A 26,364-nucleotide genomic window follows, 5' to 3' on the forward strand; every position below is an offset into this window, starting at 1 on the left:
AAAGGTAGGGGCAATCGCGGTCACTTCCGGACCTCGATGCGCGCTCAGGCGAGCGCGCCGGGGCCCAGCTCGTCCGGCGCGGAGTAGCCGGACAGGGCGAGCGTGATGTCCAGCTCGCCTAGCAGGCAGCGCAGCACGTGCTCGACGCCCGCCTGCCCGCCCAGCGCCAGCCCGTACAGCACGGGACGGCCGACCAGCACGGCCCGCGCGCCCAGCGCGAGCGCCTTGACCACGTCGGCCCCGGTGCGCACGCCCGAGTCGAACAGCACCGTCAGCCGGTCGCCGACCGCCTCGGCGATGCCCGGCAACGCGTCGAGCGCGGCCAGGGCGCCGTCGACCTGCCGGCCGCCGTGGTTGGACACCACGATCCCGTCGACGCCGTGCTCGGCGGCCAGGCGCGCGTCCTCGGTGCTCATGATGCCCTTGAGCACGATCGGGCCGTCCCAGTGGTCGCGCAGGAACGGCAGGTCGTCCCAGCTCAGGCCCGGGTTGGGGAACATGCCGGCCCAGTGGGCGACCGGGTTCTCGACCCCGGCGAAGTGGGGGTCGCTCAGGTAGTTGGCGATGCCCGTGCCGGCCAGGAACGGCAGGTAGCCGCGGTCGAGGTCGGCCGGACGCCAGCCGAGCAGCGTCGTGTCCAGCGTGACCACCAGCACCGAGTGGCCGGTCGCCCTGGCCCGGCGCAGGAAGCTCAGGCACACGTCCCGGTCGGTCGGGTAGTAGAGCTGGTACCAGCGCGGCGCGTCCCCGCCGGCCGCCGCCACCTGCTCGAAGTCGTGGGCGGCGGCCGTCGAGTGCACGTACGGGACGCCGACCGCGGCCGCGGCCCGCACGGTGGCGAGCTCGCCCTCCTCGTGGGCCAGCGTCTGCACCCCCATGGGCGCCACCAGCACCGGCGCCGCCATCCGGGTGCCCAGCACCTCGCACGACAGGTCACGCTGCCGCGCGACGCCGCGCAGCATCCTCGGCACGATCCGGCGCCGCTGGAACGCCTCCAGGTTGGCCCGCGCGGTCGAGCCGCTGCCCGCGCTCGGCACGATGTAGCCCAGCGCCTCGGGCGACAGCACCCGCCCGGCCGCGGCCTCCAGGGCCGACAGGTCGGTGGTCAGCTCCGGCGTACGGCCTTCGAGCATGCCCGTCAGGTAGATGCCGAGCTGGTGATCGCCTGCGTTCATGGCGCCCATCCAACCAGCCCGCCCGTCCCCGCCGCGACACCCTGATGACGGCGACCACGACGCGGCCCTACGCTGCTTCCCATGCACAAACGCGTGATCGACAACCGCTTCGAGCTGACCGAGAGGCTCGGCGGCGGTGGCATGGGCCTGGTGTGGCGCGCCTGGGACACCGCCCTCCACCGCGAGGTCGCGCTGAAGGAGGTCCGGCCGCCCGATCCCGCGTTCGAGGAGCACGACCCCGAGGCCGCCCGCGAGCTGCGGGCCAGGGTGCTGCGCGAGGCCCGCGCGCTGGCCCGGCTGAACCATCCGCACGTCGCCACCATCCACCACATCTTCGATCCGGGCGGCGAGGGCTACCCGTGGATCGTCATGGAGCTGGTCACCGGCGGCTCGCTCGCCGACCGCCTCGCGCGCGGGCCGATGACGCCCTGGGAGACCGCCCGCCTGGGCCGCGAGGTGCTGTCCGCGCTGCGCGCCGCGCACGCCGTCGGCATCCTGCACCGCGACGTCAAGCCCGCCAACGTGCTGCTGCGCGAGGACGGCCGCTCGGTGCTCACCGACTTCGGCATCGCCGCCGTGCGCGAGTCGACCAGCCTGACGGCGACCGGGTCGTTCATCGGCTCGCCCGAGTACATGGCGCCCGAGCGCATCAACGGGCACGAGGGCGACCCCGCCTCCGACCTGTGGTCGCTCGGCATGCTGCTGTACGTGGCCGTCGAGGGCCGCCACCCGCTGCGCAGGAGCACCACGCTGGCGACGCTGGCCGCCGTGCTCAACCAGGAGGTGCCGCCGCCGGAGCGGGCCGGGCCGCTCGGGCCGGTGCTCGGCGCGCTGTTGCGCCGCGACCCGGCCGGACGTCCCGACGCCGAGACCCTCGACCGCATGCTCGCCGCCGCCGCCGACCCCGGCTCGGCCCCGCCCGCCTACCCGCCCATCGCCCCGGGCCCGTTCCAACAGGCCCCCTCGTCGCCGGGCCCGTTCCAGCATGGCGCGCCGTCCGGGGCCACGGTGCCGCCCGGGGCGCGGCAGGGGGCCACCGTGCCGCCCGGGGCGCCGCAGCCCTGGGGGCCGCAGCCGTCGTTCTCGCAGCCCGGCACCGTGGCCTCGCGCCGCGCCCGCCGGTCGCCGGTCGCCGCCGTGACGGCCTCCGTGGGCGCGCTGGCGGTGACCGGCGTGCTGGTCTACACGCTGCTGCCCGGCGTGCGCGGCGCGGAGGAGCCGACCCAGCCGGACACGCCGCAGATCACCCCGGTGGAGACCACCGACGTCGAGGAGCCGAAGGCGAGCGAGGAGCCGGAGCCGCAGCCGGAGAACCTGCTCACCGCCGACGGCATCCGCGCCGCGATCAAGGCGCTCAAGCCGGTCATGGGCGGCACCAAGGTCGTCCGGATGGTCGTCTACCCGACGCACATCTCCGCCGACGCCCCGGTCAAGGGCGACCCGGCCGTCTACGACCGCTACGCCTACCGCGACGGCAGGGCCACCCGCGAGGGCACCGGCTCCACCATCCGCACCCCGGCCGTCGACCTGGCCAAGTACAACTGGGACGCCCTGCCCGGCCTGTTCAAGAAGGCCGAGAGCGTCCTCGGCGTGCGCAAGCCCACCGCGCGCTACCTCATCGTCGATCCGAACTTCGTCTTCACCAGCACCAAGCAGGTGCTGCTCGTCTACCTCAGCGACGCCTACCGCACGGGCTACCTGGTGGCCGACCCCCAGGGCAGGGTGCTCAAGACCTACCCCGCCTCCTGACCGGCCGCCCGGCTCAGCAGCCGCCCTGGTAGCCGCTCTCCGGGATCAGCCGGCTCCACTCGTCCTGGCTGAGCGGCCCGCCCGCGCGGGCGCACACCTCCTGGGCCGTCAGCGCCGGGTCCACCGGGCTCTCGCGGACGCTGCCGTCCGCCGCCACGCCGCGCAGCCTGCGGCCGTCCTGGCTGAAGGCCAGACCCTCGGCCCACGACCCGACCTGGCCGACCTCGCGCAGCGTGCCGGCGTCCCACAGGGAGGTGCGTTCCGCGTCGATCGCGAGCAGGTCACCGCCGGGGGAGAAGCGCAGGTCGCGTACCGGGGCCGGGCCGGTCTCGACCGAGCCGGCCCGCTCGCGCCGGCGGACGTCCCACAGCTCGACGCGTCCGCCGCCGAGCCCGATCGCCAGCGTGCGGCCGTCGGGGGAGAAGGCGAGCGCGGTGGGCCGGACGGCGACCGGGGCGAGCGGGGTTACCTGGCCGGTGCGCAGGTCGAGCAGGTTCGTGCCGGAGGCGAGCGTCGAGCCGTCGGGGCTGAAGGCCATCGCCAGGTCGCCCGCGCCCTCGTAGGCCCTGATCCGGCGGCCGGCGCGCACGTCCCAGGTCTCCAGCAGCCGGCCGCGCGCGGTGGCCAGCGTGTCGCCGCCGGGGGACAGGGCCACGGCCGGCACGTCGCCGCCCGCGTCGATCACCGCCACCCTCCTGCCGCCCGACGCCTCCCAGACGGTGACCGGGTCGCCCGCCACGGCCAGCAGCCTGCCCGCCGCGTCGAAGGCCACGTCGCCGGTGGCGGCGATCTCGGCCAGCGGCTTGCGCGCCACCACGTCGGTGAGCCGGATGGCGTTCCCGACGTCCTTGGCCGCCACCCGGCCGTCGCTCGACAGCGCGGCGGTGCGGACGCCGGAGGAGGGCGCGGGCAGGCCGGAGACGTCGAGCGAGACGACCGAGCCCAGGCCGCTCAGGTAGCGCAGGGTGCGGCCGTCGGCGGAGAAGGCCAGGTCGCCGTGCTGGTCGCCGCGGAAGCGGTAGGCGCCGGCCAGCCGCCGCTCGGCCACGCTCCACAGGCGCACCTCGTCCCGGCCGGGGAGGGCGAGCAGGCTGCCGTCGGGGCTGAACACGGGCGTGCCGGCGGGGCCGTCCGCCGGCAGCTTCCCGTCGTCCGCGTCCGTCTGCGCGTCCGTCTCCGCGTCCGCCGCGAACGCGGTGGCGGCGGTGCCGGTCGTGGCGTCCTGCGCCGGCTCGGCGCCGGGCCTGAGGAGGGTGACGCCGTCGCGGCCCGCGACGGCCAGGGTGCGGCCGTCGGGGCTGAACGACAGGGGCGGCGCCGACCGGTCCGGCCCGGTCTGCGGCCGGACGGTGAACTCCCGCTCCTTGGCCCGGCCGGTCAGCGACCAGAGCTCGACCCGGCCGTCCAGGTCGGAGACCGCGGCCCGGCTCCCGTCGCGCGACACCGCCACCCGGCGGTCGAGCACGTCGAGCAGCACCTCGGCGCCCCGGTAGACCCGGGTGCGGTTGCCGCTGGTGATCGTGTACGTCCCGGTCGCGGGGGGCCGGCCGGTGGCCACCTCGACGGGCTGCCCGCCGGGGCCCTCGGCGTACCGGCCGTCGTCGCTCAGCGCGGCGCTGCCCTCGGGGAGCGTGTGCGCGGCCAGCTGCCGGCCGCCGCGGACGTCCCAGACGGTCAGCGTGCGGTCGCGCCACCTGACCAGCTCGTCGCCGCGCAGCAGGTAGCCGGCCCGCTCGTCGGCCGCGGGGTCGGTGAACACGCCCAGCTCCGGCTGCGCCAGCGAGGCCTGCAACGCCACCCGCGCCTCGAACACCGGCGACATCCGCCAGGCCGCCACGCTCAGCCGCATCGCCGTACGCGGGTCGGAGGAGCGCAGCGCCTCGGCGCGGGCCGCCACGGCCCGCGCGTTGGCCTCCAGGAGGTGCCCGCGCAGCTCGCGCTCCCCGTTGAGCGTGACGGCGGACATCGACACCGCGACGGCCAGGGCGGCGGCCAGGGTCGCCATCGAGGGCCGCAGCAGCCGCCTGCGCTGCTTGGACATGGCCACGCTCGCGCCGATGAAGTCGCGTTCGAGCTGGTTGAGCCGCAGGTGGCGGCGCTTGGCCGCGGCCCAGCCGAGCGCCGTGTCGAGCCGGTCGCCCCGGTAGAGGTAGGTGTGCCCGCGCCGGTGGCGCGACCACCGGTCGGCCGCCAGGCGCAGCTCCCGGTGGACGGCCAGGCCGTCGCGCTCGTCGGCCACCCAGCCGCGCAGGCGTGGCCAGGCCCGGTAGAGCGCGGCGCTGGCCGGCGCCACCCGGTCGTCGCGCACGGCCACGAGCTTGCCGACCGCGGTCTCGGTCGGCGGCACCCGAACGCTGCGGCGTACGAGCAGCCCGGCGTCCATGAGCGGGGCCAGTACGCCGCCCTCGTCGTGGGGGTCGTCGCCGTCCATCAGGCGCAGCAGCAGGCCCGGCACCGCCTCCTGCTGGCGCGGCGTGAGCCCGGCGTAGACGCGCTCGGCCAGCTCGCCGAGCGACCTGTGCCCGGCCAGGCCCGCCGGCGGGCGCAACGCGGCGGGGTCGGCCTCGACCAGCAGCTCGTCCGCAGAGGGGCGGGCGGCGGGGTCCTTGGCCAGCGCCCGCCCGACCAGCTCGCGCAGCCCGTCGGGCAGGGCGCTCAGGTCGGGATCGACGGTCAGCAGCCGGTGCAGCACCGCGCCGAGACTGCGCCCGGAGAACGGATCGCCGCCCGTGGCCGCGTAGAGCACCACGGCCCCCCAGGAGAAGACGTCCGTCGCCGTCTCGTGGCCGCTGCCGGTCAGGATCTCGGGGGCCAGGTACGTGCACGTCGCCCCCAGCGACCCGCCGACCGCCACCCCCATGTCGATCACCTTGGGGCCGCCCGCCGCCAGCAGCACGCTCTCCGGCCGCAGGTCGCGATGGGTGAGCCCGGCCGCGTGCAGCGCGCGGAGCGCCCCGGCCAGCGCGCCCGCCAGCGCCGCCAGCTCCTCGCCCCGGTACGGCCCGTGCCGCTCGACCGCCTGCCGCAGGTCGGGCCCGTCGACGAACTCGCTCACCACGTAGGGGATGCCGTGATCGACCCCGGAGGCGACCACCTCCGCCAGGTGCGGGCAGCTCACCCGCGCGACCGGCTCGACCTCGACCCTGGGCACCTTCACCGCGTAGCGGCGGCCCTCGTCGTCGTAGGCGTCGTAGACCACCCCGCGCGCGCCCGCGCCGAGCCGGGCGGCCAGCCAGAAGCCGCCCAGCCTCTCGGGATCACCAGGCACCAAGCGCATCGTCACTGATGCTTAGATGCGCCGGACCGGCCGTTGGTTGTCGGTGAACGACCACAGGTCCCCCGCGCGCCTCGGGGGACCCATGCGTCATGATCATTATGCCAGGCTTCTGGATCTTGACTGCCACTCCGGCCGCAGCACCGACATCGTCACGGAGTCGTGCCACTCGCCCTCCCACAGCAGGGTGTCGCGCTGCACGCCCTCCTCCACGAACCCGATCCTCTTGTAGACGTGCCGCGCCCGGTCGTTGAAGGCGAAGACGCCGAGGCCGATGCGGTGCAGCGGCGTGGTGGCGAAGGCGTGGTCGAGGACCAGCTCGATCGCCTCGGTGCCGTAGCCCCTGCCGAAGACCCGGGCGCCGATCAGCGCGATGCGCAGGTTGCACGACAGGTTGTGCCGGTCGAGCTCGTTGAGCACGACCTCGCCGACGTACTCGTCGCCGGCCATGATGGCCAGGTCGAGCCGGTCGGCGTGCTCGCCCCTCGTGCTGTACCACTGGCGGGCCACCTCGTGGTCGACCTCGCCGTGCGAGCCCGTCAGCCGCTGCACCTCCGGATCGCTGATCAACGTGATCAGGCCCTCGACGTGCTCGGGGCCGACGGGGAGCAACCTGACGCGCTCACCCGTCAAAGTGGGTTTCTCGGCGAACATCCCCTCTGGCTATCAGTCCTGCTCATCGGCGGGCAAACCCATTTTCCGCAGGGCCGCGTCGCGCACCTCCTCGGGGGTCAGCACGCCGACGTCGCACGTCAGGTCCGCCACCTGCCGGAAGTAGCCCTCGCGCCGGGCCCGCATCGCGGCCGGCTGGAACTCGGGACGGTGCGCGCCCGAGCTCATGCGCCGGGCCAGGACGGCGTCGGCGGCGTCCACCCAGACCACGAACGCCTCGCGCAGCGCCTCGCGCACCCGGGGGTCCTCCACGGTGCTGGCCGCCGCCGCGATCACCTTCGGCTCGCCCGCCAGCGCCGCCAGCACGTGCTCGGCCTCGTACCGGTGCAGCGCCTCGGCCCCTTCGCGGACGGCGATCTGCGCCGCCGTGCCGCCGTGCTCCTTCTCCAGGAACGGGTCGCTGTCCGTGAACGGCATCCCCAGCGCGGTGGCGAGGAGGCGGCCCGCGGTCGTCTTACCCGATCCCATCAGCCCGATCACCACGACTGGTTTGTTTTTCGACATGTGGATAGAGGTTCCTTCGTGTCAAGGAGGTAAATCTGATGACCATCGCCGGAAGCATCATCCTCATCATGCTCGGTGCGATCCTCACGTGGGCCGTCGAGTTCGACCTCGCCGGCCTCGACATCAACGTCGTCGGCGTCATCCTCATGCTCGGTGGCCTGGCGGGGCTGCTGTTCGGCATCTACCGGATCAGCGTCACCCGCAGGGCGGTCGGCCCGATCGACGAGCCGGTTCACCGGCACGAGATCTACGAGGAGCCGGAGACCCGCAGGACCACGGTGTACGAGGAGCGCCGCCACTACGACGAGCCGCCGCTGTAGGAGGTGAATCGACATGCCAGCCGTTGACGAGCTGCCGTCGACCATCAAGCGTTCGCCGAAGAAGGCACAGAACACGTGGATCAAGGCGCACGACTCCGCCGTGAAGGAGTACGGAGAGGGGCGGCGAGCGCACATGACCGCGTTCGCCGCACTCAAGCACTCCTTCGAGAAGGTCGGAGACCACTGGGAGCCCAAGGGGCAGAAGGGACCGTCCGACAAGGGCGCGACCGACCGCTCCGGCAGGACCGACGAGGGCGTGGACGCCAACGCCAGCAAGGAGCACTTGCAGGGCGTGGCGTCCAGGCTCGGGGTGCGCGGCCGATCCAGGATGACCAAGAAGGAGCTCGTGGACGCCATCAAGAAGGCCAACAGGAAGGCCACGGCGAAAGCCCGCTAGTTCCTTCACAACAACCGCTTGACCGCCTCGGCAATCGCGTGGCGGTCTATGCGGGCGTCCGCGAGCTGTTCCTCAGGCGTCGCCGACCCGGGCAACCCGGTCACGGCGAGCTTCACCACCCGCGGGCCGAGCTCGCTGACGGCGTCCAGCACGGCGTCGCCGAGCCCGCCCTCCAGCCGGTGATCCTCGACCGTGATCAGGTTGCCCGTCGTCGTGGCGGCCTCCACCAGCACCGCCGCGTCCACCGGCTTGACCGAGTACAGGTCGATCACGCCGACCGGCACGCCGGCCGCCGTCAGCTCGTCGGCAGCGGCCAGCGCCTCGTGCACCGTGATCCCGGCCGCCACGATCGTGGCCCGGTCGTCGGGCGAGCGCCGCAGCACCCGCGAGCCGCCCACCGGGAAACGTTCGCCGGGCGGGTAGATGACCGGCGTCTCGCCGCGGGTGGTGCGCAGGTAGGAAACCCCTGACACGTCCGCCAGCTCGACGGTCAGCGCCGCCGCCTGGTTGGCGTCGCACGGGTACAGCACCGTGCTGCCGTACACCGCCCGCATCATGGCCAGGTCCTCCAGGCCCATCTGCGAGGGGCCGTCCTCGCCGATCGAGACGCCGGCGTGCGAGCCGACCAGCCGGATCGACGCCTGGCTCACGCCGGCCATCCTGATGAAGTCGTGCGCCCTGGTCAGGAACGCCGCGAAGGTCGCCGCGTACGGGGTCCAGCCGCGCACCGACAGCCCGACGGCCGCCGCCACCAGCTGCTGCTCGGCGATGTACATCTCGTAGAAGCGCTCGGGGAACGCCTGGCCGAACTCCTCGGTCTTGGTCGAGTCGGCCACCTCGCCGTCCAGCGCCACCACGTCGCCGCGGGCCGCGCCGAGCGCCGTCAGCGCCGCGCCGAACGCCGCTCTGGTCGCCGCCTTCGCGCCGACCTCGTACTCCGGCAACGTCGCCGGGCGCGGGTCGAAGTGGAACGGCTCGGCCTCGCCCTCCGGACGGTGCACGTCCACATGGACGCTGCGCGGCCCGCCCAGCTCGTCGATGGCCTTGTCGGGGTCCTTGAGCGCCTTGCCGTGCGCGCCCTCCCGGTTCTCGACCTCGACGACCCCCTCGCCCTTGCGCGTCTTGGCCAGGATCACGGTGGGACGCCGGCGGGTGTTGCAGGCGTCGCCCAGCGCGAAGTCGATCTGGCCGGGGTCGTGGCCGTCGATCTCGATCGTGTGCCAGCCGAAGGCGCCGAACCGGCGCGCGTACGCCCCCGTGTCCCATCCGTGCCGGGTCGGGCCGCGTTGCCCCAGCCGGTTCACGTCCACGATCACGACCAGGTTGGCCAGCCCCTCGGCCCCGGCGTGCTCGGCCGCCTCCCAGATGGACCCCTCGGCCAGCTCACTGTCACCGCACAGCACCCACACCCGGTACGGCAGCCGTTCCAGCCGTCCCGCCATGGCCACGCCCACGCCCACCGGCAGTCCCTGACCGAGCGAGCCGGTCGCGACGTCCACCCAGGGCAGCCGGGGGGTGGGGTGCCCCTCCAGCCGGCTTCCCCGGCGCCGGAACGACAGCAGCTCCTCGTCGTCGATGACCTTCGCCGCCTTGTAGAGCGAGTAGAGAAGGGGGGAGGCGTGGCCCTTGGAGAAGATCAGGTGGTCGTTGCCGGGGTTGTCGGGGCGGTCGAAGTCGTACCTGAGGTGACAGGCGAACAGCACGGCCATCAGGTCCGCCGCCGACATCGACGAGGTGGGGTGCCCGGAACCGGCCGCCGCGGCGGCGCGTACGGAGTCGACGCGCAGCTGCGCGGCCAGTTCGGTCAAGTACTGGAGATCGCGTTCAGGCATCAAGACCCTCCCTCGTGAGTTTCACGCCGCCTACCCCCTGGGCGGCGCTTAACTCGGGCCTGACGTCACCTGACCCCATTTGTCGGCAGTTGAAACCTCCCTCGCGTGGGCGGTCTCGGCCTGCCGTGCCTGTCCGGTGCCTGTCCGGTGTCTGTCTGTGACTGGGCGGTGCCTGAGCGGTCCTGGCGGTCCTGGGCGGTCCTGGTCTGTCCGTGACTGGACGGTCCGCGGCCGGTGTCAGGCGTCGAAGCGGCGGCGGGCGGCCTCGATGTCGCCGAGGTGGCGTTGCGTCCACGCGCACATCGCGTCGACCGTCGCGCGCAGGGCCCGTCCCGGCTCGGTGAGGGTGTACTCCACCCGCGGCGGCACGGTGGGATACACCGTCCGCTCGACCAGCCCGTTGCGCTCCAGCATGCGCAGGTTCTGGGTGAGCATCTTGTGGCTGATGCCCTCCACCTGGTCGCGCAGCTCGCCGAACCGCAGGGTGCCCTCGCCGATGGCCTCGATGATCAGGAACGCCCACTTGTTGGCGACGTCCGTGAAGATCTCCCGCGCCAGGGAGTCGGCCCGCCTCAGGTCCGCCTCGCCGGCCGAGCCCTTGAACTGCTTGGTCACCATGAGGTTCCCCAGTCACTGAAAAGTGCGTTCTTCCACGTCAGCTGACACTCTCCTACAGTTCCTCAGTAACCACAAGAGAGTCTTGGGCGGCCGTACGCATCCCGGCCGCCCCCGTCAGGAGGCCCACACCATGCCCGTCACCCTGCTGAACCCCGAGGGCCTGCCCGAGATCGACGTCTACCACCAGACGGCGGTCGCGTCGGGCACGAGGCTGGTCTTCGTCGCCGGCCAGGTCTCCTGGGACGCCGAGGGCGCCACCGTCGGCGCGGGCGACCTCGCCGCACAGGTCGAACAGTGCTACCTCAACGTCGCCACCGCCGTCGCGGGGGCCGGCGGGTCGTTCGACGACGTGGCGAAACTGACCGTCCACGTCGTGGACTGGACCCCCGACAAGATGCCCGCACTCCTGGACGGGATCTCCCGGGCGAAGGCGAAACTGGGCACGACGACGACCCCACCGGCAACCCTGCTCGGCGTGGCGGCCCTGTCCGTCCCGGACCACCTGGTCGAGGTCGAAGCCACCGCGATCCTCCCGTAAGGGAACGCGCGCTGTACTGAGCCCAACTGAGAAACGTCGTTGAAAACCCACTTCTCAGTTATCCTCAGTGAAGTGAAGCATGACGAGGTGGACGCGGCGCTCGCTGTGGTGGGGGAGGGCGTCAAGGCGGACTCCCTGGAGTCGGAGACGCTTGACTTCAAGCTGGTGGCCGAGTCGCTGAAGGCCACGTTCAATCTCATCTCCGACGCCCTGGTCTGCTTCGTCAACGCCCACGGCGGCACCCTCGTCCTGGGGGTCGACGACAAGGCGACCGACCGTGTCCAGGCACTTCGCGGTGTGCCCGAGAGCTACACGGTGGAGGGCATCCGGAAGGGGATCTTCGACCGGACGAGCCCACCGATCACCGCCTTCGTGGAAGAGCGGGTCGTCGAAGGCGTGCGGCTGATTCTGATCACGGTCCCGCAGGGGGCGATGCCGCACAGCAACGCCGCGGGCCTCGCCACCCGTCGTCTCGGCAAGGAGTGCCTGCCGTTCCCTCCGCACCAGCAGCGCGAGGTCATGATCGCTCGCGGCCAGGTCGACTGGTCGGCCGACGCCTCCAGCCTCGGCATCGGCCAACTGAGCGCGGTGGAGTTCGAGAGGCTCCGGCGACTGCTGATCGCCAGCGGACGGGATCATCTGGCTGAGCTGGCGGACCGTGCCCTCCTTGAGTCGCTTCGCCTGATCGCGCCCAACGGAAGCGTCACGAATGCGGCAGTACTGCTGTTGGCCGATGAAGAGCTGATTCCGCGAGTAGTCCCGAGTTATGGCTACTCCTACCAGTTCCGCCCCACCTCGGGCAGCGAGGCCACCGGGCGGACTAGAGGAACCAGGCCGTTGATCGCGGCGATCCAAGCCATGACCGACGCCATGGAGAGCCGTAGAGAGGTGTGGCCGCTCAATCTGGCAGGTGGCGTGCAACTCCAGCTCACCGACTATCCCAGCGAAGCCGCACGAGAGCTGGTCATCAACGCCTTCATCCATCGGTCCTACGAGACCGGCGGAACCGTCGACATCGAGCACTCTCCCGAGCGGATGATCATCACGAGCCCCGGCGGCCTGGTGTCGGGGGTAACCCCCGCCAACATCCTCACCCATCCGTCCACTCCCAGGAACCGGCTCCTCACGGAGACCGTGTCCGTCCTGCAACTCGCCGAGCGGACAGGACAAGGGGTGGACCGCGCCTACCGGGAGATGCTCCGAATCGGCAAGGAGCCGCCGCTCTTCGAGGACCACGGAACGTTGGTTCGGGCGACCCTCGCGGGCGGCATCGGGAACGCGGCCTTCGTGCGGTTCATCAGTGATCTGCCCCTGAGGGCGAGCAGGGACATCAACATCCTGCTCTCCTTGACGCACCTGCGTCACAGCAGAAGCATCGACGCGTTCGAGCTGGCTGAGATCATTCAGCGGGCGCCCGTCGAAGCGCAGCAAGTACTGCGCATGATGCTTGACGACTACAACCTGATCGCGCCCACCAAGCGAAGCGCCTCCAAGCAGTTCCCCACCTATCGGCTGCGGGCAGAGGTGCTCGCCTCCATGTCCCGCTCGGTTTCGTATCGGCATGTCGACGTGGACGACATGGATCGCAAGGTGATCGAGCACGTCCGGGAGTACGGCTTCGTCACCAACCAGACGATACGCCGCCTCTTCGATCTACATGTCTACGCGGCCCGGGACCTGCTCAACAGTCTGCGGGAGCGCGAGATCATCGACAAGATCGGTGACGCGCGAGGGGGAGCGGGCGTGAAGTACGGGCCGGGGCCCAGATTTCCGAAGTCCAAATCCTGAAAGCCGGGGTGAGCGGACGGGCCTGCGTCCGGGTGTCGTCGGTGCGTCACCTTCTGCGAATGCGTTCTCGTGAACTCGTTGCAGGGGTGCGGTGGCTGACCGTGGGGCTGAGGGATCGACCCTTCAGCCCCGGTCGAGTCGGCAACAGTAGCCGGCACTAGTGTTCAGGTCATGCCTGACGTGATCACGGTCCACCCCGCGCAACCCGGTGACGGGGACGTCCTCGGTGAGATCCACGCCCTGTCCTGGGGTGTCTCGCACGGCCCGCTGTGCGCGCCGAAGGTCGCCGCGGCCGGGATCGAGGAGCGGCGCGGCAAGTGGCACGGCATCCTGGCCGAGGGCGGGGACTCGATCCTCCTGGCGCGCCTCAACGAGCGGCCCGGGGCCTTCGCCCGGTTCGGGGCCTCCACCTCCCGTCCCGGCTCCGCGGAGATCTATACCTTCTTCGCCCATCCGGACGTCTGGGGGAGCGGCATCGCCGGCGTTCTGCTGACGGCCGTCCTGGACGCGGCACGCGACGCCGGGTACGACGACGTGCACCTGTGGACGATCCGGGACTCCGCCCAGGCCCGCCGCTTCTACGCCAAGAACGGCTTCACCGAGACCGGCAGGACGCACGACCACGAGTTCGAAGAGGGGCCCGCGCTGGCCTTGATCGAGCTGGAACGAGCCTTGCCGGGACGCTGAGCCCAACTGTCTTGATCGGTTCGGACGGTAGGGGCATGGCCGGTACATCGGCAGAGGGCACTTCGTTGCGCACCTGGTCCGGGGCGGGCTCCCGATGCCCAGCCGGCAATCGGGTGCCGGGCGGGCAACCATGGCGAGCGTAGCGAGCTTCCCGCGGCCCACCCGGTAACCGGGTGCCGGGCGGGGGCCAGAGAAGTAGGCCCGTTGCCCGGTCAGAGGCAACGGGCGTCGGTCAGCGGGTGAACCGGCGGGCCGCCGCGGCCGCCGCGGCCACACCCCCCGCCGCCAGCAGCACCGCGCGCCGGTGCTGGGAGAGCCACACCTGCGGGCTGTGACCGTGTGAGCGCCGGTCGAACGTGCCGTGCGCGCCGTAGTCCTTGTCGTCGTCGGCCGGTTCCCAGAGGTTCGACACCCCGCTCGGCTGCTTCTCGTCCGTCTGCTGGGACTGGATGCCGGTCCTGGCGAGGTACCGGTCCACGAGGGCGGGGGCGACGCGCTGGGCCATGAGGGTGGCCGCGGTGCTGGCGCCCACCCAGTATTCCTTGCGTCCGGGGTGCTCGGCGGCGTACACGATGGCGCGCGCCGCGACCTCCGGCTGGTAGATCGGGGGTACGGGCTGGGGGTGCCGCCGCAGCTTGGACAGGACCCACTCGAACTGAGGGGTGTTGACCGCGGGGAGCTGGACCAGCGTGACGTCGATGCCGCTCCGGTCGGCCAGGAGCTCGGTGCGCAGCGACTCGGTGAAGCCCTTGATGGCGTGCTTGGCCCCGCAGTACGCCGACTGGAGGGGGATGCCGCGATGGCTCAGGGCCGAGCCGACCTGGACGATGGTTCCGGCGTTGCGGGGGCCCATGAGGTCGAGGGCGACCTTGGTGCCCCACACGTAGCCGAGGTACGTCACCGAAGTGGTACGAGCGTACTCATCTGGCGAAATATCGGTGAACTTGGCGAAGACTGAGGAAAAGGCGGTGTTGATCCAGGCCGAGATCGGTCCCATCTCCGCCTCGACGCGCTCCGCCGCCGCCTTCACCTGCTCGTACTCGGCCACGTCCGCCTCGTAGACCTTCGCGTCCCCGCCCGCGGTTCCCACGTCCACGGCGGCCGCGCCCAGGCCCGCCGTGCCCCGGGCGATCAGGGCCACCCGCGCGCCGCGAGCGCCCAGCTCGCGCACCACCGCCCGTCCGACCCCGCCGCTCGCGCCCGTCACCACTACCACGCGTCCTCGAAGGGATGCCATGTCGGTTGTCAGCCTGCCTCTCCCGTGTTTCGGTCCTTCTGCCGCCGGATCGCCAGGGCGATGTCGACGATCGTGATGATGAACAACACGATCGCGATCCCTGCCATCACCGGCGCGCCTGCTATGAGTCCCAGCACCGTGAACGCGAAGAGGAACACCAGAATGAACGATCCCACCCTGATGTGCACCACGTCGCGCGGTGTGGCGGGCACCATGGGGTGGCCCTTTCGGTCACCCTCTTCGTGCCATCTACCGTCATCCGTGTTCTCAGGCATGCCGCTCACCTGCCCGTCCTGTTTGCTGCCTAACGTGCTGGGTAGCCGCCCTGCGTGCCCGAGCTACATCCCAGTGACCAGAGTGAGCCGGGGATCGTCAGGCGCCGTCGCGGGCGCGGGTTCAGCTACGAAGGACCGGACGGGCGGCCGGTGCGCGACAAGGCGACGCTGGAGCGCATCAGGTCGCTCGTCATCCCCCCGGCGTGGAAGGACGTGTGGATCTGCCCGTCCCCGTACGGCCACCTCCAGGCCGTCGGCGTGGACGCGGCCGGACGCCGGCAGTACCGCTACCACGACCTCTGGCGCGAGCAGCAGGACAAGGCGAAGTTCGACCACGTGCTGGAGGTGGCCGAGCGCCTGCCCGCGTTCCGCAAGGCCGTGGACGACCGCCTCAAGGGCCGCGGCCTGACCAGGGACCGGGTGCTGGCCGCCGCCGCCCGCCTGCTGGACGTCGGCTTCTTCAGGATCGGCGGCGAGAGTTACGACACCTACGGCCTGGCCACCCTGCGCATGGAGCACGTGACCTGCAGCAACGGCGTCGTGACCTGCGCCTACCAGGCCAAGGGCGACATCTCCCGCGAGGTCGTGGTGGCCGATCCCGGAGCCTGCACGGTGCTGCGTTCGCTCAAGGCGCTCGGCGCGGAGGGCGAGCTGCTCCGCTACCGCCGCCCGGAAGGCGGCTGGGGCGACGTCAGGAGCGAGGACATCAACGACTACCTGCGCGAACTGGTCGGCTGCGAGGTCACCGCCAAGGACTTCCGCACCTGGCACGCGACCGTCCTGGCGGCCGTGGGCCTGGCGGTCTCCAAGCACGCCCGGGGGAACGGCACCGCCAGGAAGCGGGCGGTCACCCGGGTGATGCGGGAGGTGGCCGAATACCTGGGCAACACGCCGACCGTGGCGCGGGCGTCGTACGTGGACCCGCGGGTGGTGGAGGCGTACGACCAGGACAGGACGATCGCCGCGGCCCTCACCGAACTCGGGGCGGACGCCGATTACGGGCAGCTCGCCACCCACGGGACGGTGGAACGGGCCGTTATAGACCTTATTCGCGCCGTTTGAGCCGTTAATCCCCGGGCATGCGGCGACAATAGAAGGAGGCAAGCGATGGAAGCTCCGCAGTACGTCGCGGCCCGCGTCCAACAGGCGCTGGCCGAGGACGGACGCACGCACGAGCTGGGCATCAAGGTCGACGTCCGCGGCGACCAGTTGTTCTTGCGTGGTCAGGTGAGCGGAGCCGAGCAGCGCGACAGGCTCGGCCAGGTGGCGCGGGAGATCGCGCCCCAGCTGCACCTGCACAACGAGATACGCGTGGTCGACGTCTCGGCGCCGGGGGAGGATGAGCATCTTGACTGACCTGCGAATCGCGGCGGTGGGCGACATCCACCTGGGCGAGGACGTCAGAGGCCAGTACCGGCGCAGGCTTGAGGGCATCGAGGAACGTGCCGACGTGTTCATGGTCGCGGGAGACCTCACCCGGCACGGCACGCTGGAGGAGGGCCGGGTCGTGGCCGACGAGCTGCGCGACCTGCCCATCCCCACCGTGGCGGTCCTGGGCAACCACGACTACCACTCCGACCTGCAGTACGAGATCGCCGCCGAGCTGCGCGACGCCGGCGTCATCGTGCTCGACGACGACGGCGCGGTGATCCAGTGCGGTGACCGGAAGCTGGGCGTGGTCGGCGGCAAGGGGTTCGGCGGCGGGTTCGCCGGCAAGAGCGCCAGCGAGTTCGGCGAGCGCGAGATCAAGAACTTCATCTCCCACACGCGCTACATCGCCGAGGCGTGGAAGGTCGCGCTCAAGGAGCTCGTGGCCGACCAGCGCGTGGTGCTGTCCCACTACTCCCCGATCAAGGAGACGCTGGAGGGCGAGCCGCTGGAGATCTACCCCTTCCTCGGCAGCTACCTGCTGGCCGAGGCGGTGGACACGGCGGGCGCCGACCTCATCCTGCACGGGCACGCCCACAAGGGCACGGAGAAGGGCATGACCTCGGGCGGCATCCGGGTGCGCAACGTCGCCCTGCCCGTCCTCGGCAGGGCGTACGGTGTCTACTGCCTGGAGGAGCCGGGCAACAACTACGACGACTGACCCCGAGGGCGTCACAACACGCGTGCGGCGATCACGCACACGTCGTCGGTGGACTCGTCGGCGCCGAGCCGCCGCAGCAGGCAGTCGATCATCTGCTCGGGATCGTCCCCCACGCAGGAGCGCGAGGCCCGCAGGAGCGCGGCGATGCCGGTGTCCAGGTCCTGCCCGCGCCGCTCCACGACGCCGTCGGTGTACAGGACCAGGGTGTCGCCGGGTTCGAGCTGGGTGACGGTCATGTCGTACTCGGCCGCGTCGAACGCCCCGAGCAGCGTGCCGGTGATCCCGTCGACGGCCTGCCCGCGCCCGTCCCTGATCAGGACGGGCGCGAGGTGCCCGGCGTTGGTCCAGGCGAACGTGCGGCGCTCGGGGTCGAAGTGGCCGATGATCGCGGTGCCGGTGACGGTGACGTCCTCGTTGGAGTGCACGATGAGGTCGTTCAGCCAGGTGGCGAGCTGACCGGCGGGAGCGCCGGTGTAGGCCAGGCCGGCCAGCCCCGAGCGCATCTGCAGCATGATGCTCGCGGCGGTCAGGCCGTGGCCCATGGCGTCGCCGATGGCCAGCAGCACCCGGCCGTCGGTGATCAGCCGGGCCTTGAACCAGTCGCCGCCCAGCCTGGCCAGATCCTCGCTCGGCAGGTAGCGCACGCCGACGGCGAGCCCCGGCAGCGGGATGAGGCCCCGGCGGATCGGCAGGATCGTGTTCTGCAGCTGGACGGTGATCCGGTGCTCCTGCTCGGCCCGTTCCTTCTCCTTGGTCGCCTGCTCGTGCGCCACGGCCAGCGCGCGTTCCCTGCGGCGGTTCTTGGTGACGTCCTGCACCAGGCACCGGACCTTGACCGGCACGCCGTCCCCGTCGAGGATCGGTTCGCTGTAGACGCACAGGTGGCGCACGCCGTGCCGGTGCTGGATGCGGAACTCGTTCTCCACGGCCTCGCGGAACTCCAGCAGCGTGCGCATCTGCTCGTCCATGACGGGGAGGTCCTCGGCGACCACCACGCCGGGCAGCTCCTCCAGCGGCATCGGGCCGTCGGCGCGGGCGCGGCCGAACATCTCGTACATCTGCGGCGTCCACAGGGTGCGCTCGGTCGCCAGGTTCCACTCGCCCCAGCCCAGCTCGGCCAGGCGCTGGGCGCGTTCCCAGCCGGAGACCAGCAGCTCCTCGTCGTCGAGGATGCGCCAGCTCACCAGCAGGCCCTCGTCCACGCGCGCGGCGCGCACGGCCAGGGTCGCCGGCCACAGCCGGTAGTCCATGGCCTCGACGAACTCCAGCGGCATGTGGTGCAGCGACTCGCCCGACTCGTAGACGGCGATGTAGTCGTCCAGCAGGCCCGAACTGGCCACGCCGGGGCTGACCGACAGCAGACGGCGCCCGGCCAGGTCGTCGGCCGTGCGTCCGGCGGGGGTCCGGGCGTGCTGGTTCGCGGCCAGGACGAGGAAGTCCACGACGCGGCCCGCGTCGTCCTGGACCGGGGTGAGGAAGAGGGCCGAGGCGTGCACGCCCGCCAGCATGCCGCGTACCCACTCGGGCACCTCGGGCCGTTCGAGCACCTGCTCGGACGGCCGTTCGATGCCCTTGGCGACCTCGATGAGATCCAGACCGCTGTGCTGGGCCATCCTGGCGAGTTGCTCGGCGGCCTCGCCTGGGCGGATGTTGAGCCGGGTGGCCAGGCGGGCCGTGGCCTCGTCGAGGATGGCCTGGGTACGCAGGTGGCGGCGTACGTGAACAAGTTGCTCACGGACCCGTGCCGAAGCCGCGTTCATCTCGAAGCGGCTGAACGGCGGGAATCTGCTCACTCGCTCCCCATGCCCGATCAATCGGGATTGAGGGCTGGTGGTGCTGATATTTCGGCAAAACTATGGGGTCCGCTGGGCCGTTCTCGAGGTTCGGCCCAGCGGGTTGTCACGGACGGAGTGCGGGGCGGCGTGCGCCCTACACATTGAAGATGCTGACCCCGCCCGGGCCCACGAGGAAGCCGAGGACGATGAGCACGATCCCCCAGAGGAGGTCGCGACGGGCCAGAATCACATAGATCCCGGAGATGACGAGGATAACGGCGATGATCCAAAGCAAAGTAGCCATGTGACTGCAACTGCCCCCACGCGCGACTCCTTAACATGTTTTCCTCCGCCGTAACGGGCAGGTGGTGATCCATGACGACATTCGGCTATTTCTTGTCGTGTGAGGAACACGGACCCAAAGAACTGGTACGCCAGGCCAAGGCCGCCGAACGCGCCGGTTTCGAGGCTCTGTGGATCTCCGACCACTTCCACCCCTGGCTGGACGAGCAGGGCCAGGCGCCCTTCGTCTGGTCGGTGATCGGCGCGGTGGCCGAGGCGACCTCCCTGCCCATCACCACGGCCGTCACCTGTCCCCTCATCCGTACGCACCCGGTCGTCGTCGCGCAGGCCGCCGCCACCACCGGGGCGCTCACCGGCGGACGTTTCCGGCTCGGCGTGGGCACCGGCGAGGCGCTGAACGAGCACGTCGTCGAGTCGCGCTGGCCCCCGCTCAGCGAGCGCCTGGAGATGCTCGAAGAGGCCGTCGGGCTGATGCGCGAGCTGTTCACCGGCAAGCTGGTGACCCACCGGGGCGCTCACTACCGCGTGGACACCGCCCGGCTCTACACGCTGCCCGACGAGCCGGTGCCCATCCTGATGTCGGGGTTCGGCGAGAAGTCCACGACGCTGGCCGGCCGGCTGGCCGACGGCTACATCTCCACCGCGCCGGACGCCGAGTCCGTCACGCGGTTCCGCGAGGCGGGCGGCGCGGGCAAACCGGCGCTCGGCGGCCTCAAGGCGTGCTACGCGGCCGACGAGGCCACCGCGCGCAAGACCGTCCACCGCCTGTGGCCCACGCAGGGGATCAAGGGGGAGGCGTCGCAGATCCTGCCGCTGCCCCGCCACTTCGAGCAGCTCGCCGAGTCGGTCACCGAGGACGAGGCCGTGGGCGGCAGCCCGGTCGGCCCCGACCCCGAGGTCCACGCGCGGGCGCTCAAGGAGTACGTGGACGCTGGCTTCGACGAGGTCTACGTCAACCAGATCGGCACGGAGCAGGACGCGTTCTTCGACTTCTACGAACGCGAGGTGCTCCCGAGAGTGCGCTGACCGGCCGGCTTCGTCGGCTCGACGTACCCGAGGGGGCGCTGACAGCTAGTCGGCCGACTTCATCAGCTTGGCGTACCCGAGCTGCAGCCAGTCGGAGATGGCCACCGCGGTCATCGTGGCGCCGACGAGCCTGGTCACCCTGGGGGCGAAGACCAGGCCGACGGCGTACGCGGTGGCCGCCCACTGGGCCAGGCAGAACGGGCAGGCCAGCAGCTCGCCCATCGGCCCGCGCGGCTCCTCCTGGACCTCGGAGGGGCCGCCCTGGCCCTCGTACCTGGTGAAGGGCGCCCGCAGGGGGCTCATGACCGGGTCCTTGGCCAGGCGCCGGGAGACCTTGTGCGTGCAGGCCGCCATGAGCGCGATGTCGAGGACGCCGACCCGTTCGGGCAGCTTCCGCTTGGTGAGCACCGCGGCCGCCGCCGCCCCGGCCACCCCTGCGCCGTACGTGGCGAGGATGCCCAGGTAGCCGCCCAGCGGACGATCATGCCCGTTGCCGTAGGCGCGTTCCGTCTTCTCCAGCATGTCGGTCATAGGGTGTGGCGCTACCCTCAACCCCTGCCTCTACGCGCCGTCCCTCGGGGTGTCTCTTGGGCTGTTCCCAACGTCTACATGACGATCGTGAGGGTAGCCCGGAACCATGAGCAGCCATGGTCATGCGGTCACTGACGCCATCCTTGACACGTTGAAGCGCGCGAGCTCCGGGCTGAAGGACGCCGGGGTGAAGTTCGCGCTGGCCGGCGGCTGCGCGGCCTATGCGAGAGGCGCCGCCCCCTCCTTGCACGACGTCGACTTCGTGCTCACCGAGCATGACGTGCCCGCCGCCCTGGAGGCCCTGCGCGGGCTGGGCTTCGAGACCGCCAAACCGCCGGAGGACTGGCTGGTCAAGGCGTACGACGAGGGCCGGCTGGTCGATCTGATCTTCCGCGTCTCCGACCATGAGATCACCGAGGAGCTGCTGGACCGGGCCGAGCCGCTGAAGGCGTCGGCGGTGATCGTGCCCGTGCTGGAGGCCACCGACCTGGTCATCTCCTGGCTGCTGCCGCTGTCGGAGCACGCCTGCGACTACGGCTCCCTGCTGGCCCAGGTGCGGGCGCTGCGCGAGCAGGTGGACTGGCCGCGGGTGGTGGCGGTGGTGGCCGACTCGCCGTACGCGACGACGTTCGTGACGCTGCTGGAGCGGCTGGGCGTGCTGAGCGAGCCGGTGGTGGCGAGCGGCGAAAGCCGGTGGCCGTGACCCCGCGCCCCTGACCCCGCGCCCCTGACCCCGCGCCCCTGACTCCGCAGCCCTGACCCGGCGGCCCTGAAAGGCCCTGAAAGGCTCGGAAAGGCCCGGAACGGGCGGAGGGCCGCGCCCTGATCGGACGCGGCCCTCCCTCTAGGACAGACTGCGAGGGTCACCCGCCGTAGCGGCCGTAGTAGTCACCCAGCCGCGTGCGGTACTCGGGCTCCTTGTACCTGCCCTCGTCGAACTCGGGCGCGTCCTTGATCTCGGCCTTGGTGCGCGCGACGTGCACGTTGCGCTCCTGAGGGTCGATGCGCGTGACGACCTGCGCCGGCAGCATGACCTTCTTGCCGAAGATCCAGGGACCGGTGTCGACGATGATGTAACTCTCGCCGACCTCGTACGTCGCCTCGTCGACGGACCCGATCTTCCCGTCGGTCGCCTGGACGTGGTACCCCACGAGATCCAGGCTCTGGCCGCGGTCATAGACGTCAGGACGATAGTTCCAGAGCTCCATCGGGCTCTCTTCCTCTCTTCTTCCGTCTTTTCTCGGGCAAGACCTCCGCTACCCCGACATACTCCGGTAAACCCCCAACAAAGCGTCGGTGGTGGCGGATACGATCCGCGTCACGGACTGGAAGGGGGCCGGATGACCGTCGGCGAGGCGCAGGAGTGGGTCCCTCCGGGCGTCGACGTCACGCGTCCCAGCGTGGCCCGCGTGCACGACTGCCTGCTCGGCGGCGTGGAGAACTTCTCCGTCGACCGCTCGGTGGCGCGCCGGCTCAAGGACGCCGTGCCCGAGGTGGTCGACCTCGTCTGGTGCAACCGGGCCTTCATCGGCCGGGTCGTCGACTTCCTCGTCCGCGAGGCGGGCATCAGGCAGATCGTCGACCTCGGCGCCGGGCTGCCGACCATCGAGAACACGCACGAGGTCGCCCAGTTCGCCGACCCCCGTACCCGGGTCGTCTACGTGGACATCGACCCCATGGTCGAGCCGCACGCCCGCGCCATCCTGAGCGGCAACCCCCACGCCACCGCGATCACCGCCGACGCCCGCGACGTCGACGCCGTGCTCGGCCACCCCGAGCTGGGCCGCCTGATCGACCTCGACCAGCCCACGGCCCTGCTGGCCATCGGGCTGCTGCACCTGTTCCCCGACGCCGACGACCCCCACGGCCTGGTCCGGCGGTACGTCGCCGAACTCGCCCCCGGCAGCCACCTGGCCGTCTCCAACATGCTGGCCTCCGGCAACCCCAAGGCCAAGGCGCTGGAGGCGCTGCTCCAGGCCACGATGGGCACCGGCCACTTCCGCGAGCGCGCGGCGATCGAGGCGTACTTCGACGGTCTCGTGCTGGTCGAGCCCGGGGTGGTGCACTTCCCCGAGTGGCACCCCGACGAGCGGCTGCCCGGCCCGCTGGCTCCCTGGGAAGAGCTGCTGCTGGGAGGCGTGGCCCGCAAGCCGTGAAACCCGGGTGCTTTCGCGGCGGAGGGACGGCTAGGGTGGCGCCCATGCCGCGTCGATTCCTCGTCTGCTCCCCGCCGCCGGCCCGCTAGCGGGCGGCGGCGTCTCAGGATTCTCCGGGTCTGAGCGATCCGGGGGTGGTTGCTGCCCGCATACGGGCCCATTCCGACCACTCCATCCGGAGAACTCCTGTCATGACCCCTGTCTCCGCCCGCCGTGGCGGCGTCTACGTCTCCGTGGCCGCCACGGCCTGGGGCACCGGCGGCGCCGCCGGCGCGCTGCTGTTCGAGTCGGGCCACCTCGGCCCCGTCGGCGTCTCGCTCTGGCGCTACCTGCTCGGCGCCGCCTTCCTGCTCGCGCTCACCCGCCGCGCGGCGCGTCCGCGCCGGCTCACCTGGCACGTGCTGCCGATCGGGGCCGGCATGGCCGTCTACCAGACCGCGTACTTCGCGGCCATCGCCGGGTCCGGCGTCGCGGTCGCGACGGTCGTGACCATGGGCGCCACGCCGATCATCACCGCCCTCGGCGGGCGGCTGCTGCTGCGCGAACCGCTGGGCCCGGTCGCCCGCGCCGCGCTGGCCGCCGCGCCGGTCGGGCTCGTCCTGCTCACCTGGGAGTCCGTCGTCCAGGCCCGCTCTCTGTCCGGCATCGGGTACGCCCTGCTCTCGGCCGCCGGGTACGCCGGCGTGACGCTCTTCTCCCGCCACCACAGGGCGGCCGACCCGCAGGCCACCGCGGCCGGCGGTTTCGTGGTCGGGGCGGCCTGCCTGGCGCCCTTCGCCCTCCCGGCGGGCGTGCTGCCCGAGCTGAGCCTGTCATCGGTGGCGCTGCTGCTCTATCTGGGCGCGGTGCCCACCGCCCTGGCCTACGGCCTGTTCTTCCGCGCGCTCACCGCGTTGCCGGCCACCACGGTCTCGATCATCTCGCTGGGCGAGGCGGCCGGGGCGGCGCTGATCGGCGTCCTGCTGTTCGGCGAGCGGCTGACCCCGCTCGCCTGGTGCGGGTGCGCGCTCCTGCTCGCCGCGGTCGCCGTTCTCGCGCTGAAAGCGGAAACGGAGATGTGAGGTCCAGGGCCCGTGATGAGTTAAGGTCCGGTACGGCGACGCTTGCCGTATCGTCGCTCCGTTCTCTCATTTCGGCATAACGGAACGGCGCTGGCGAAAAGTGCGTTGGAGGAACTGTGGCCTCGATAAAGGGAATATTCAGAAACCTCCTGGATCGTCCAGGCGGCGTGAACCTGAGCCCCTATCTGAAGATCGTCAAGGCGGCCGAAGAGCGCGCCGGCCGCGTCGGGAAGCTCGACGAGCTGCCGACGCCGGCCATGGACGATCTGGCCGAGTTCTGCGCCGTCGTGCGTGAGGCCGCCGACCGCACTCTCGGGCTCCGGCCGTACGACGTGCAGTTGCTGGGCACGCTCGCCCTGCTCGACGGCAAGGTGGCGGAGATGGCGACCGGCGAGGGCAAGACCCTGTCGGGCGCCATGGCCGCCGCCGGCTACGCGTTGCAGGGCAAGCGCGTCCACGTGATGTCCGTCAACGACTACCTGGCCAGGCGCGACGCCGAGTGGATGGGCCCGCTCTACGAGGCGCTCGGCGTCAGCGTGGGCTGGATCGACCAGAACTCCACCCCGGAGGAGCGCCGCGCCGCCTACGCCAAGGACGTCACGTACGGGCCGGTCAGCGAGATCGGCTTCGACGTGTTGCGCGACCGGCTGCGCACCGACCCGGCCGAGATCGTGGTGCCCGCGCCCGAGGTGGCGCTGATCGACGAGGCCGACTCCGTGCTGGTCGACGAGGCGCGGGTGCCGCTGGTGATGGCGGGCGCGGCCGACCCCGGCAGCGCGGTGCCGGAGATGGCGGCGCTGGTGCGCACGCTCGTCCGCGGCTACCACTACGAGATCGACGAGCAGGCGCGCAACGTCTACCTCACCCCCAAGGGCGCCGACAGCGTCGAGAACATCCTCGGCGTCGAGCTCTACGACGAGCACGAGCCCGGCACCCTCATCGAGCTCAACCTCGCCCTGCACGCCCACGCGCTGCTCGCCCGCGACGTCGACTACATCGTGCGCGACGGCAGGGTGCAGCTGATCAACCCCTCGCGCGGCCGGGTGGCGCTGCTGCAGCGCTGGCCCGACGGGCTGCAGGCGGCGGTGGAGGCCAAGGAGGCGCTGCCGCCGAGCGAGAAGGGCGAGATCCTCGACTCGATCACCGTCCAGGGGCTGATCCGCCGCTACCCGCAGATCTGCGGCATGACGGGCACCGCCGTCGCGGTCAACGAGCAGCTCGGCGAGTTCTACGGCCTCAAGGTCGCGGTCATCCCGTCCAACCGGCCGTGCGTGCGCCAGGACGAGCCCGACCGCATCTACCCGACCGTCCCCGACAAGGACGCCGCGCTGGTCGAGGAGATCCAGGAGGTGCACGAGACGGGCCGGCCGATCCTCATCGGCACCCTCGACGTGGCCGAGTCGGAGAACCTCGCCAAGCTGCTGCAGCGCCGCGGCATGGAGCCGGTCGTCCTCAACGCCAAGAACGACGCCGAAGAGGCCACGATCATCTCCAGGGCGGGCGAGCGCGGCGCGATCACCGTCTCCACCCAGATGGCCGGTCGCGGCACCGACATCCGGCTCGGCGAGGGCGTGGCCGAGCTCGGCGGCCTCTACGTGATCGGCTCCGGCCGCCACGCCAGCAGCCGCCTCGACGACCAGCTCCGCGGCCGGGCCGGCCGCCAGGGCGACCCGGGCGGCTCGGTCTTCTTCGTCAGCATGACCGACGACCTGATCACCCAGTTCGTCCCCGACGAGCGCCCGCCCGCCCCCGACCCCGACGGCCTGGTGCGCCACCGGCGCGGCGCGTACATCGTGGGCCACGCCCAGCGGGTGGCCGAGGGCGTCAACCTGGAGATCCACCGCAACACCTGGCGCTACACCCGCCTGCTGGAACACCAGCGTGAGCTGATCCTCGAATGGCGCGACAAGGTCCTGCACGGCGACGCCGCGGCCAAGGCGCTGGCCGAGGCCGACCCCGAGCGCTGGGCCGAGCTGCCCGAGGACACCAGGGACGAGACGGCCCGCCAGATCGTCCTGCACGCCATCGACACCTGCTGGACCGAGCACCTGGCCTTCCTCAACGACCTGCGCGAGGGCATCCACCTGCGCGCGCTGGGCCGGATGAGCCCGGTCGACGAGTTCCAGCGGGAGGCCGTGGCCGAGTACAAGGCGCTGCAGGCCGAGGTCGAACGCCGCTCGCTGGAGTCGTTCGAGGCCCCCGAGCCCGACCTCAAGCGCCCGTCGGCCACCTGGACGTACCTGGTGCAGGACAACCCGTTCGGCACGGAATGGGACCGGATCCTCAAGCGGGTGACCGCCGCCACGCGCCGCGGCTGAACCCGCCGGGCGTACCTGACAGAAGATGACAGGTACGCC

The 26,364-nt window shown here is 71.5% G+C and carries 26 protein-coding genes; 14 read left to right on the forward strand and 12 right to left on the reverse strand.

The genetic code is table 11. From position 1 onward, the window contains the following. Nucleotides 1–44: 44 nt before the first annotated feature. A complete protein-coding gene (locus AB0J76_RS32705) occupies nucleotides 45–1,175 on the reverse strand; it encodes an alpha-hydroxy-acid oxidizing protein (protein WP_352319504.1) in 1,131 nt (376 codons plus the stop codon). Between the two features lie 81 nt (nucleotides 1,176–1,256). Here AB0J76_RS32705 and AB0J76_RS32710 point away from each other — a divergent pair, with 81 nt between their 5' ends. Beyond that, entirely contained in the window at nucleotides 1,257–2,924 is a 1,668-nt protein-coding gene (locus AB0J76_RS32710; protein WP_352319505.1) for a protein kinase, read from the forward strand. A gap of 13 nt (nucleotides 2,925–2,937) precedes the next feature. Here the strand turns inward: AB0J76_RS32710 and AB0J76_RS32715 are convergent, their stop codons facing one another. The 3 genes from AB0J76_RS32715 to AB0J76_RS32725 form a co-directional block, all read right to left on the reverse strand. Next, nucleotides 2,938–6,192, reverse strand: a complete 3,255-nt coding sequence (locus AB0J76_RS32715; protein WP_352319507.1) for a serine/threonine-protein kinase — start codon at nucleotides 6,190–6,192, stop codon at nucleotides 2,938–2,940. 105 nt (nucleotides 6,193–6,297) lie between these two features. Continuing rightward, nucleotides 6,298–6,852 (reverse strand): GNAT family protein, encoded by a 555-nt coding sequence (locus AB0J76_RS32720; protein WP_352319509.1) that lies wholly within the window; start codon nucleotides 6,850–6,852, stop codon nucleotides 6,298–6,300. A 12-nt stretch (nucleotides 6,853–6,864) separates the two neighbouring features. Then, entirely contained in the window at nucleotides 6,865–7,374 is a 510-nt protein-coding gene (locus AB0J76_RS32725) for a shikimate kinase (RefSeq protein ID WP_352319511.1), read from the reverse strand. A 38-nt stretch (nucleotides 7,375–7,412) separates the two neighbouring features. On the opposite strand from AB0J76_RS32725, the gene AB0J76_RS32730 reads away from it, so the two are divergent. Then, nucleotides 7,413–7,694, forward strand: a complete 282-nt coding sequence (locus AB0J76_RS32730; RefSeq protein WP_352319513.1) for a hypothetical protein — start codon at nucleotides 7,413–7,415, stop codon at nucleotides 7,692–7,694. Between the two features lie 13 nt (nucleotides 7,695–7,707). Further along, the gene (locus AB0J76_RS32735; RefSeq protein ID WP_352319515.1) at nucleotides 7,708–8,091 is read left to right on the forward strand and encodes a ChaB family protein; all 384 of its coding nucleotides are present in this window, start codon (nucleotides 7,708–7,710) and stop codon (nucleotides 8,089–8,091) included. A 5-nt stretch (nucleotides 8,092–8,096) separates the two neighbouring features. On the opposite strand, the gene AB0J76_RS32740 is transcribed toward AB0J76_RS32735, so the two are convergent. Together AB0J76_RS32740 and AB0J76_RS32745 are read right to left on the reverse strand one after the other, a co-directional pair. Further along, complete coding sequence (locus AB0J76_RS32740) at nucleotides 8,097–9,923, reverse strand: transketolase (RefSeq protein ID WP_352319517.1); 1,827 nt, start codon at nucleotides 9,921–9,923, stop codon at nucleotides 8,097–8,099. Between the two features lie 237 nt (nucleotides 9,924–10,160). Continuing rightward, nucleotides 10,161–10,541, reverse strand: a complete 381-nt coding sequence (locus AB0J76_RS32745) for a helix-turn-helix domain-containing protein (protein WP_352319519.1) — start codon at nucleotides 10,539–10,541, stop codon at nucleotides 10,161–10,163. A 130-nt stretch (nucleotides 10,542–10,671) separates the two neighbouring features. Between AB0J76_RS32745 and AB0J76_RS32750 the strand changes: the two genes are divergently transcribed. The 3 genes from AB0J76_RS32750 to AB0J76_RS32760 all read left to right on the forward strand — a co-directional run bounded on the left by AB0J76_RS32750 (nucleotide 10,672) and on the right by AB0J76_RS32760 (nucleotide 13,554). Then, entirely contained in the window at nucleotides 10,672–11,079 is a 408-nt protein-coding gene (locus AB0J76_RS32750) for a RidA family protein (protein ID WP_352319520.1), read from the forward strand. Between the two features lie 72 nt (nucleotides 11,080–11,151). Continuing rightward, nucleotides 11,152–12,867 carry an ATP-binding protein gene (locus tag AB0J76_RS32755; protein ID WP_352319522.1) on the forward strand — a complete coding sequence of 572 codons (1,716 nt, stop codon included), beginning with the start codon at nucleotides 11,152–11,154 and terminating at the stop codon, nucleotides 12,865–12,867. A 171-nt stretch (nucleotides 12,868–13,038) separates the two neighbouring features. After that, nucleotides 13,039–13,554: a GNAT family N-acetyltransferase gene (locus AB0J76_RS32760; protein WP_352319523.1), complete on the forward strand. Its 516-nt coding sequence runs from the start codon at nucleotides 13,039–13,041 to the stop codon at nucleotides 13,552–13,554. A gap of 232 nt (nucleotides 13,555–13,786) precedes the next feature. On the opposite strand, the gene AB0J76_RS32765 is transcribed toward AB0J76_RS32760, so the two are convergent. Further along, complete coding sequence (locus AB0J76_RS32765; protein WP_352319525.1) at nucleotides 13,787–14,791, reverse strand: SDR family oxidoreductase; 1,005 nt, start codon at nucleotides 14,789–14,791, stop codon at nucleotides 13,787–13,789. Nucleotides 14,792–14,799: 8 nt separating this feature from the next. Continuing rightward, entirely contained in the window at nucleotides 14,800–15,066 is a 267-nt protein-coding gene (locus AB0J76_RS32770) for a hypothetical protein (protein ID WP_352319527.1), read from the reverse strand. A gap of 54 nt (nucleotides 15,067–15,120) precedes the next feature. Between AB0J76_RS32770 and AB0J76_RS32775 the strand changes: the two genes are divergently transcribed. From AB0J76_RS32775 to AB0J76_RS32785, 3 genes are read left to right on the forward strand one after another with little or no spacing between them, the layout of a single operon-like run. Beyond that, complete coding sequence (locus AB0J76_RS32775) at nucleotides 15,121–16,128, forward strand: DNA topoisomerase IB (RefSeq protein WP_352319528.1); 1,008 nt, start codon at nucleotides 15,121–15,123, stop codon at nucleotides 16,126–16,128. A 45-nt stretch (nucleotides 16,129–16,173) separates the two neighbouring features. Further along, nucleotides 16,174–16,422 (forward strand): BON domain-containing protein, encoded by a 249-nt coding sequence (locus AB0J76_RS32780; RefSeq protein WP_352319530.1) that lies wholly within the window; start codon nucleotides 16,174–16,176, stop codon nucleotides 16,420–16,422. Next, entirely contained in the window at nucleotides 16,415–17,155 is a 741-nt protein-coding gene (locus AB0J76_RS32785; RefSeq protein ID WP_352319532.1) for a metallophosphoesterase, read from the forward strand. The genes AB0J76_RS32780 and AB0J76_RS32785 overlap by 8 nt, the downstream gene beginning before the upstream one ends. An 11-nt stretch (nucleotides 17,156–17,166) precedes the next feature. Here the strand turns inward: AB0J76_RS32785 and AB0J76_RS32790 are convergent, their stop codons facing one another. Then, nucleotides 17,167–18,948 carry a SpoIIE family protein phosphatase gene (locus AB0J76_RS32790; protein ID WP_352319534.1) on the reverse strand — a complete coding sequence of 594 codons (1,782 nt, stop codon included), beginning with the start codon at nucleotides 18,946–18,948 and terminating at the stop codon, nucleotides 17,167–17,169. Between the two features lie 136 nt (nucleotides 18,949–19,084). Then, nucleotides 19,085–19,234, reverse strand: a complete 150-nt coding sequence (locus AB0J76_RS32795) for a GPGG-motif small membrane protein (RefSeq protein ID WP_165959640.1) — start codon at nucleotides 19,232–19,234, stop codon at nucleotides 19,085–19,087. Nucleotides 19,235–19,305: 71 nt separating this feature from the next. Between AB0J76_RS32795 and AB0J76_RS32800 the strand changes: the two genes are divergently transcribed. Next, nucleotides 19,306–20,259, forward strand: coding sequence for a TIGR03557 family F420-dependent LLM class oxidoreductase (locus AB0J76_RS32800; RefSeq protein WP_352319536.1), 954 nt, complete (start codon nucleotides 19,306–19,308; stop codon nucleotides 20,257–20,259). A 45-nt stretch (nucleotides 20,260–20,304) separates the two neighbouring features. Here AB0J76_RS32800 and AB0J76_RS32805 read toward each other — a convergent pair whose 3' ends face one another. Then, nucleotides 20,305–20,790, reverse strand: coding sequence for a DUF1360 domain-containing protein (locus AB0J76_RS32805; protein ID WP_352319538.1), 486 nt, complete (start codon nucleotides 20,788–20,790; stop codon nucleotides 20,305–20,307). A gap of 151 nt (nucleotides 20,791–20,941) precedes the next feature. Between AB0J76_RS32805 and AB0J76_RS32810 the strand changes: the two genes are divergently transcribed. Continuing rightward, nucleotides 20,942–21,493 (forward strand): nucleotidyltransferase, encoded by a 552-nt coding sequence (locus AB0J76_RS32810; RefSeq protein ID WP_352319540.1) that lies wholly within the window; start codon nucleotides 20,942–20,944, stop codon nucleotides 21,491–21,493. 160 nt (nucleotides 21,494–21,653) lie between these two features. Here the strand turns inward: AB0J76_RS32810 and AB0J76_RS32815 are convergent, their stop codons facing one another. Then, nucleotides 21,654–21,998, reverse strand: a complete 345-nt coding sequence (locus AB0J76_RS32815) for a PRC-barrel domain containing protein (protein ID WP_352319541.1) — start codon at nucleotides 21,996–21,998, stop codon at nucleotides 21,654–21,656. Nucleotides 21,999–22,130: 132 nt separating this feature from the next. Between AB0J76_RS32815 and AB0J76_RS32820 the strand changes: the two genes are divergently transcribed. The 3 genes from AB0J76_RS32820 to secA2 all read left to right on the forward strand — a co-directional run bounded on the left by AB0J76_RS32820 (nucleotide 22,131) and on the right by secA2 (nucleotide 26,325). Then, nucleotides 22,131–22,946, forward strand: a complete 816-nt coding sequence (locus AB0J76_RS32820) for an SAM-dependent methyltransferase (protein WP_352319543.1) — start codon at nucleotides 22,131–22,133, stop codon at nucleotides 22,944–22,946. A gap of 191 nt (nucleotides 22,947–23,137) precedes the next feature. Next, nucleotides 23,138–24,007, forward strand: a complete 870-nt coding sequence (locus tag AB0J76_RS32825; protein WP_352319545.1) for an EamA family transporter — start codon at nucleotides 23,138–23,140, stop codon at nucleotides 24,005–24,007. Between the two features lie 167 nt (nucleotides 24,008–24,174). Further along, nucleotides 24,175–26,325 (forward strand): accessory Sec system translocase SecA2, encoded by a 2,151-nt coding sequence (gene secA2 / locus AB0J76_RS32830; RefSeq protein ID WP_352319546.1) that lies wholly within the window; start codon nucleotides 24,175–24,177, stop codon nucleotides 26,323–26,325. The last annotated feature ends 39 nt before the right edge of the window (nucleotides 26,326–26,364 follow it).

The sequence above is a fragment of the Nonomuraea sp. NPDC049624 genome, from assembly GCF_040675255.1.
Taxonomy (GTDB): Bacteria; Actinomycetota; Actinomycetes; order Streptosporangiales; family Streptosporangiaceae; genus Nonomuraea.

What these genes read in the sequence shown, in the direction of transcription:
- AB0J76_RS32705 (WP_352319504.1), bottom strand. Translation starts at nt 1,175, where the DNA reads ATGAACGCAGGCGATCACCAGCTCGGCATCTACCTGACGGGCATGCTC.
- AB0J76_RS32710 (WP_352319505.1), top strand. Translation starts at nt 1,257, where the DNA reads ATGCACAAACGCGTGATCGACAACCGCTTCGAGCTGACCGAGAGGCTC.
- AB0J76_RS32720 (WP_352319509.1), bottom strand. Translation starts at nt 6,852, where the DNA reads ATGTTCGCCGAGAAACCCACTTTGACGGGTGAGCGCGTCAGGTTGCTC.
- AB0J76_RS32725 (WP_352319511.1), bottom strand. Translation starts at nt 7,374, where the DNA reads ATGTCGAAAAACAAACCAGTCGTGGTGATCGGGCTGATGGGATCGGGT.
- AB0J76_RS32730 (WP_352319513.1), top strand. Translation starts at nt 7,413, where the DNA reads ATGACCATCGCCGGAAGCATCATCCTCATCATGCTCGGTGCGATCCTC.
- AB0J76_RS32735 (WP_352319515.1), top strand. Translation starts at nt 7,708, where the DNA reads ATGCCAGCCGTTGACGAGCTGCCGTCGACCATCAAGCGTTCGCCGAAG.
- AB0J76_RS32740 (WP_352319517.1), bottom strand. Translation starts at nt 9,923, where the DNA reads ATGCCTGAACGCGATCTCCAGTACTTGACCGAACTGGCCGCGCAGCTG.
- AB0J76_RS32745 (WP_352319519.1), bottom strand. Translation starts at nt 10,541, where the DNA reads ATGGTGACCAAGCAGTTCAAGGGCTCGGCCGGCGAGGCGGACCTGAGG.
- AB0J76_RS32750 (WP_352319520.1), top strand. Translation starts at nt 10,672, where the DNA reads ATGCCCGTCACCCTGCTGAACCCCGAGGGCCTGCCCGAGATCGACGTC.
- AB0J76_RS32760 (WP_352319523.1), top strand. Translation starts at nt 13,039, where the DNA reads ATGCCTGACGTGATCACGGTCCACCCCGCGCAACCCGGTGACGGGGAC.
- AB0J76_RS32765 (WP_352319525.1), bottom strand. Translation starts at nt 14,791, where the DNA reads ATGGCATCCCTTCGAGGACGCGTGGTAGTGGTGACGGGCGCGAGCGGC.
- AB0J76_RS32770 (WP_352319527.1), bottom strand. Translation starts at nt 15,066, where the DNA reads ATGCCTGAGAACACGGATGACGGTAGATGGCACGAAGAGGGTGACCGA.
- AB0J76_RS32780 (WP_352319530.1), top strand. Translation starts at nt 16,174, where the DNA reads ATGGAAGCTCCGCAGTACGTCGCGGCCCGCGTCCAACAGGCGCTGGCC.
- AB0J76_RS32795 (WP_165959640.1), bottom strand. Translation starts at nt 19,234, where the DNA reads ATGGCTACTTTGCTTTGGATCATCGCCGTTATCCTCGTCATCTCCGGG.
- AB0J76_RS32800 (WP_352319536.1), top strand. Translation starts at nt 19,306, where the DNA reads ATGACGACATTCGGCTATTTCTTGTCGTGTGAGGAACACGGACCCAAA.
- AB0J76_RS32805 (WP_352319538.1), bottom strand. Translation starts at nt 20,790, where the DNA reads ATGACCGACATGCTGGAGAAGACGGAACGCGCCTACGGCAACGGGCAT.
- AB0J76_RS32815 (WP_352319541.1), bottom strand. Translation starts at nt 21,998, where the DNA reads ATGGAGCTCTGGAACTATCGTCCTGACGTCTATGACCGCGGCCAGAGC.
- AB0J76_RS32820 (WP_352319543.1), top strand. Translation starts at nt 22,131, where the DNA reads ATGACCGTCGGCGAGGCGCAGGAGTGGGTCCCTCCGGGCGTCGACGTC.
- AB0J76_RS32825 (WP_352319545.1), top strand. Translation starts at nt 23,138, where the DNA reads ATGACCCCTGTCTCCGCCCGCCGTGGCGGCGTCTACGTCTCCGTGGCC.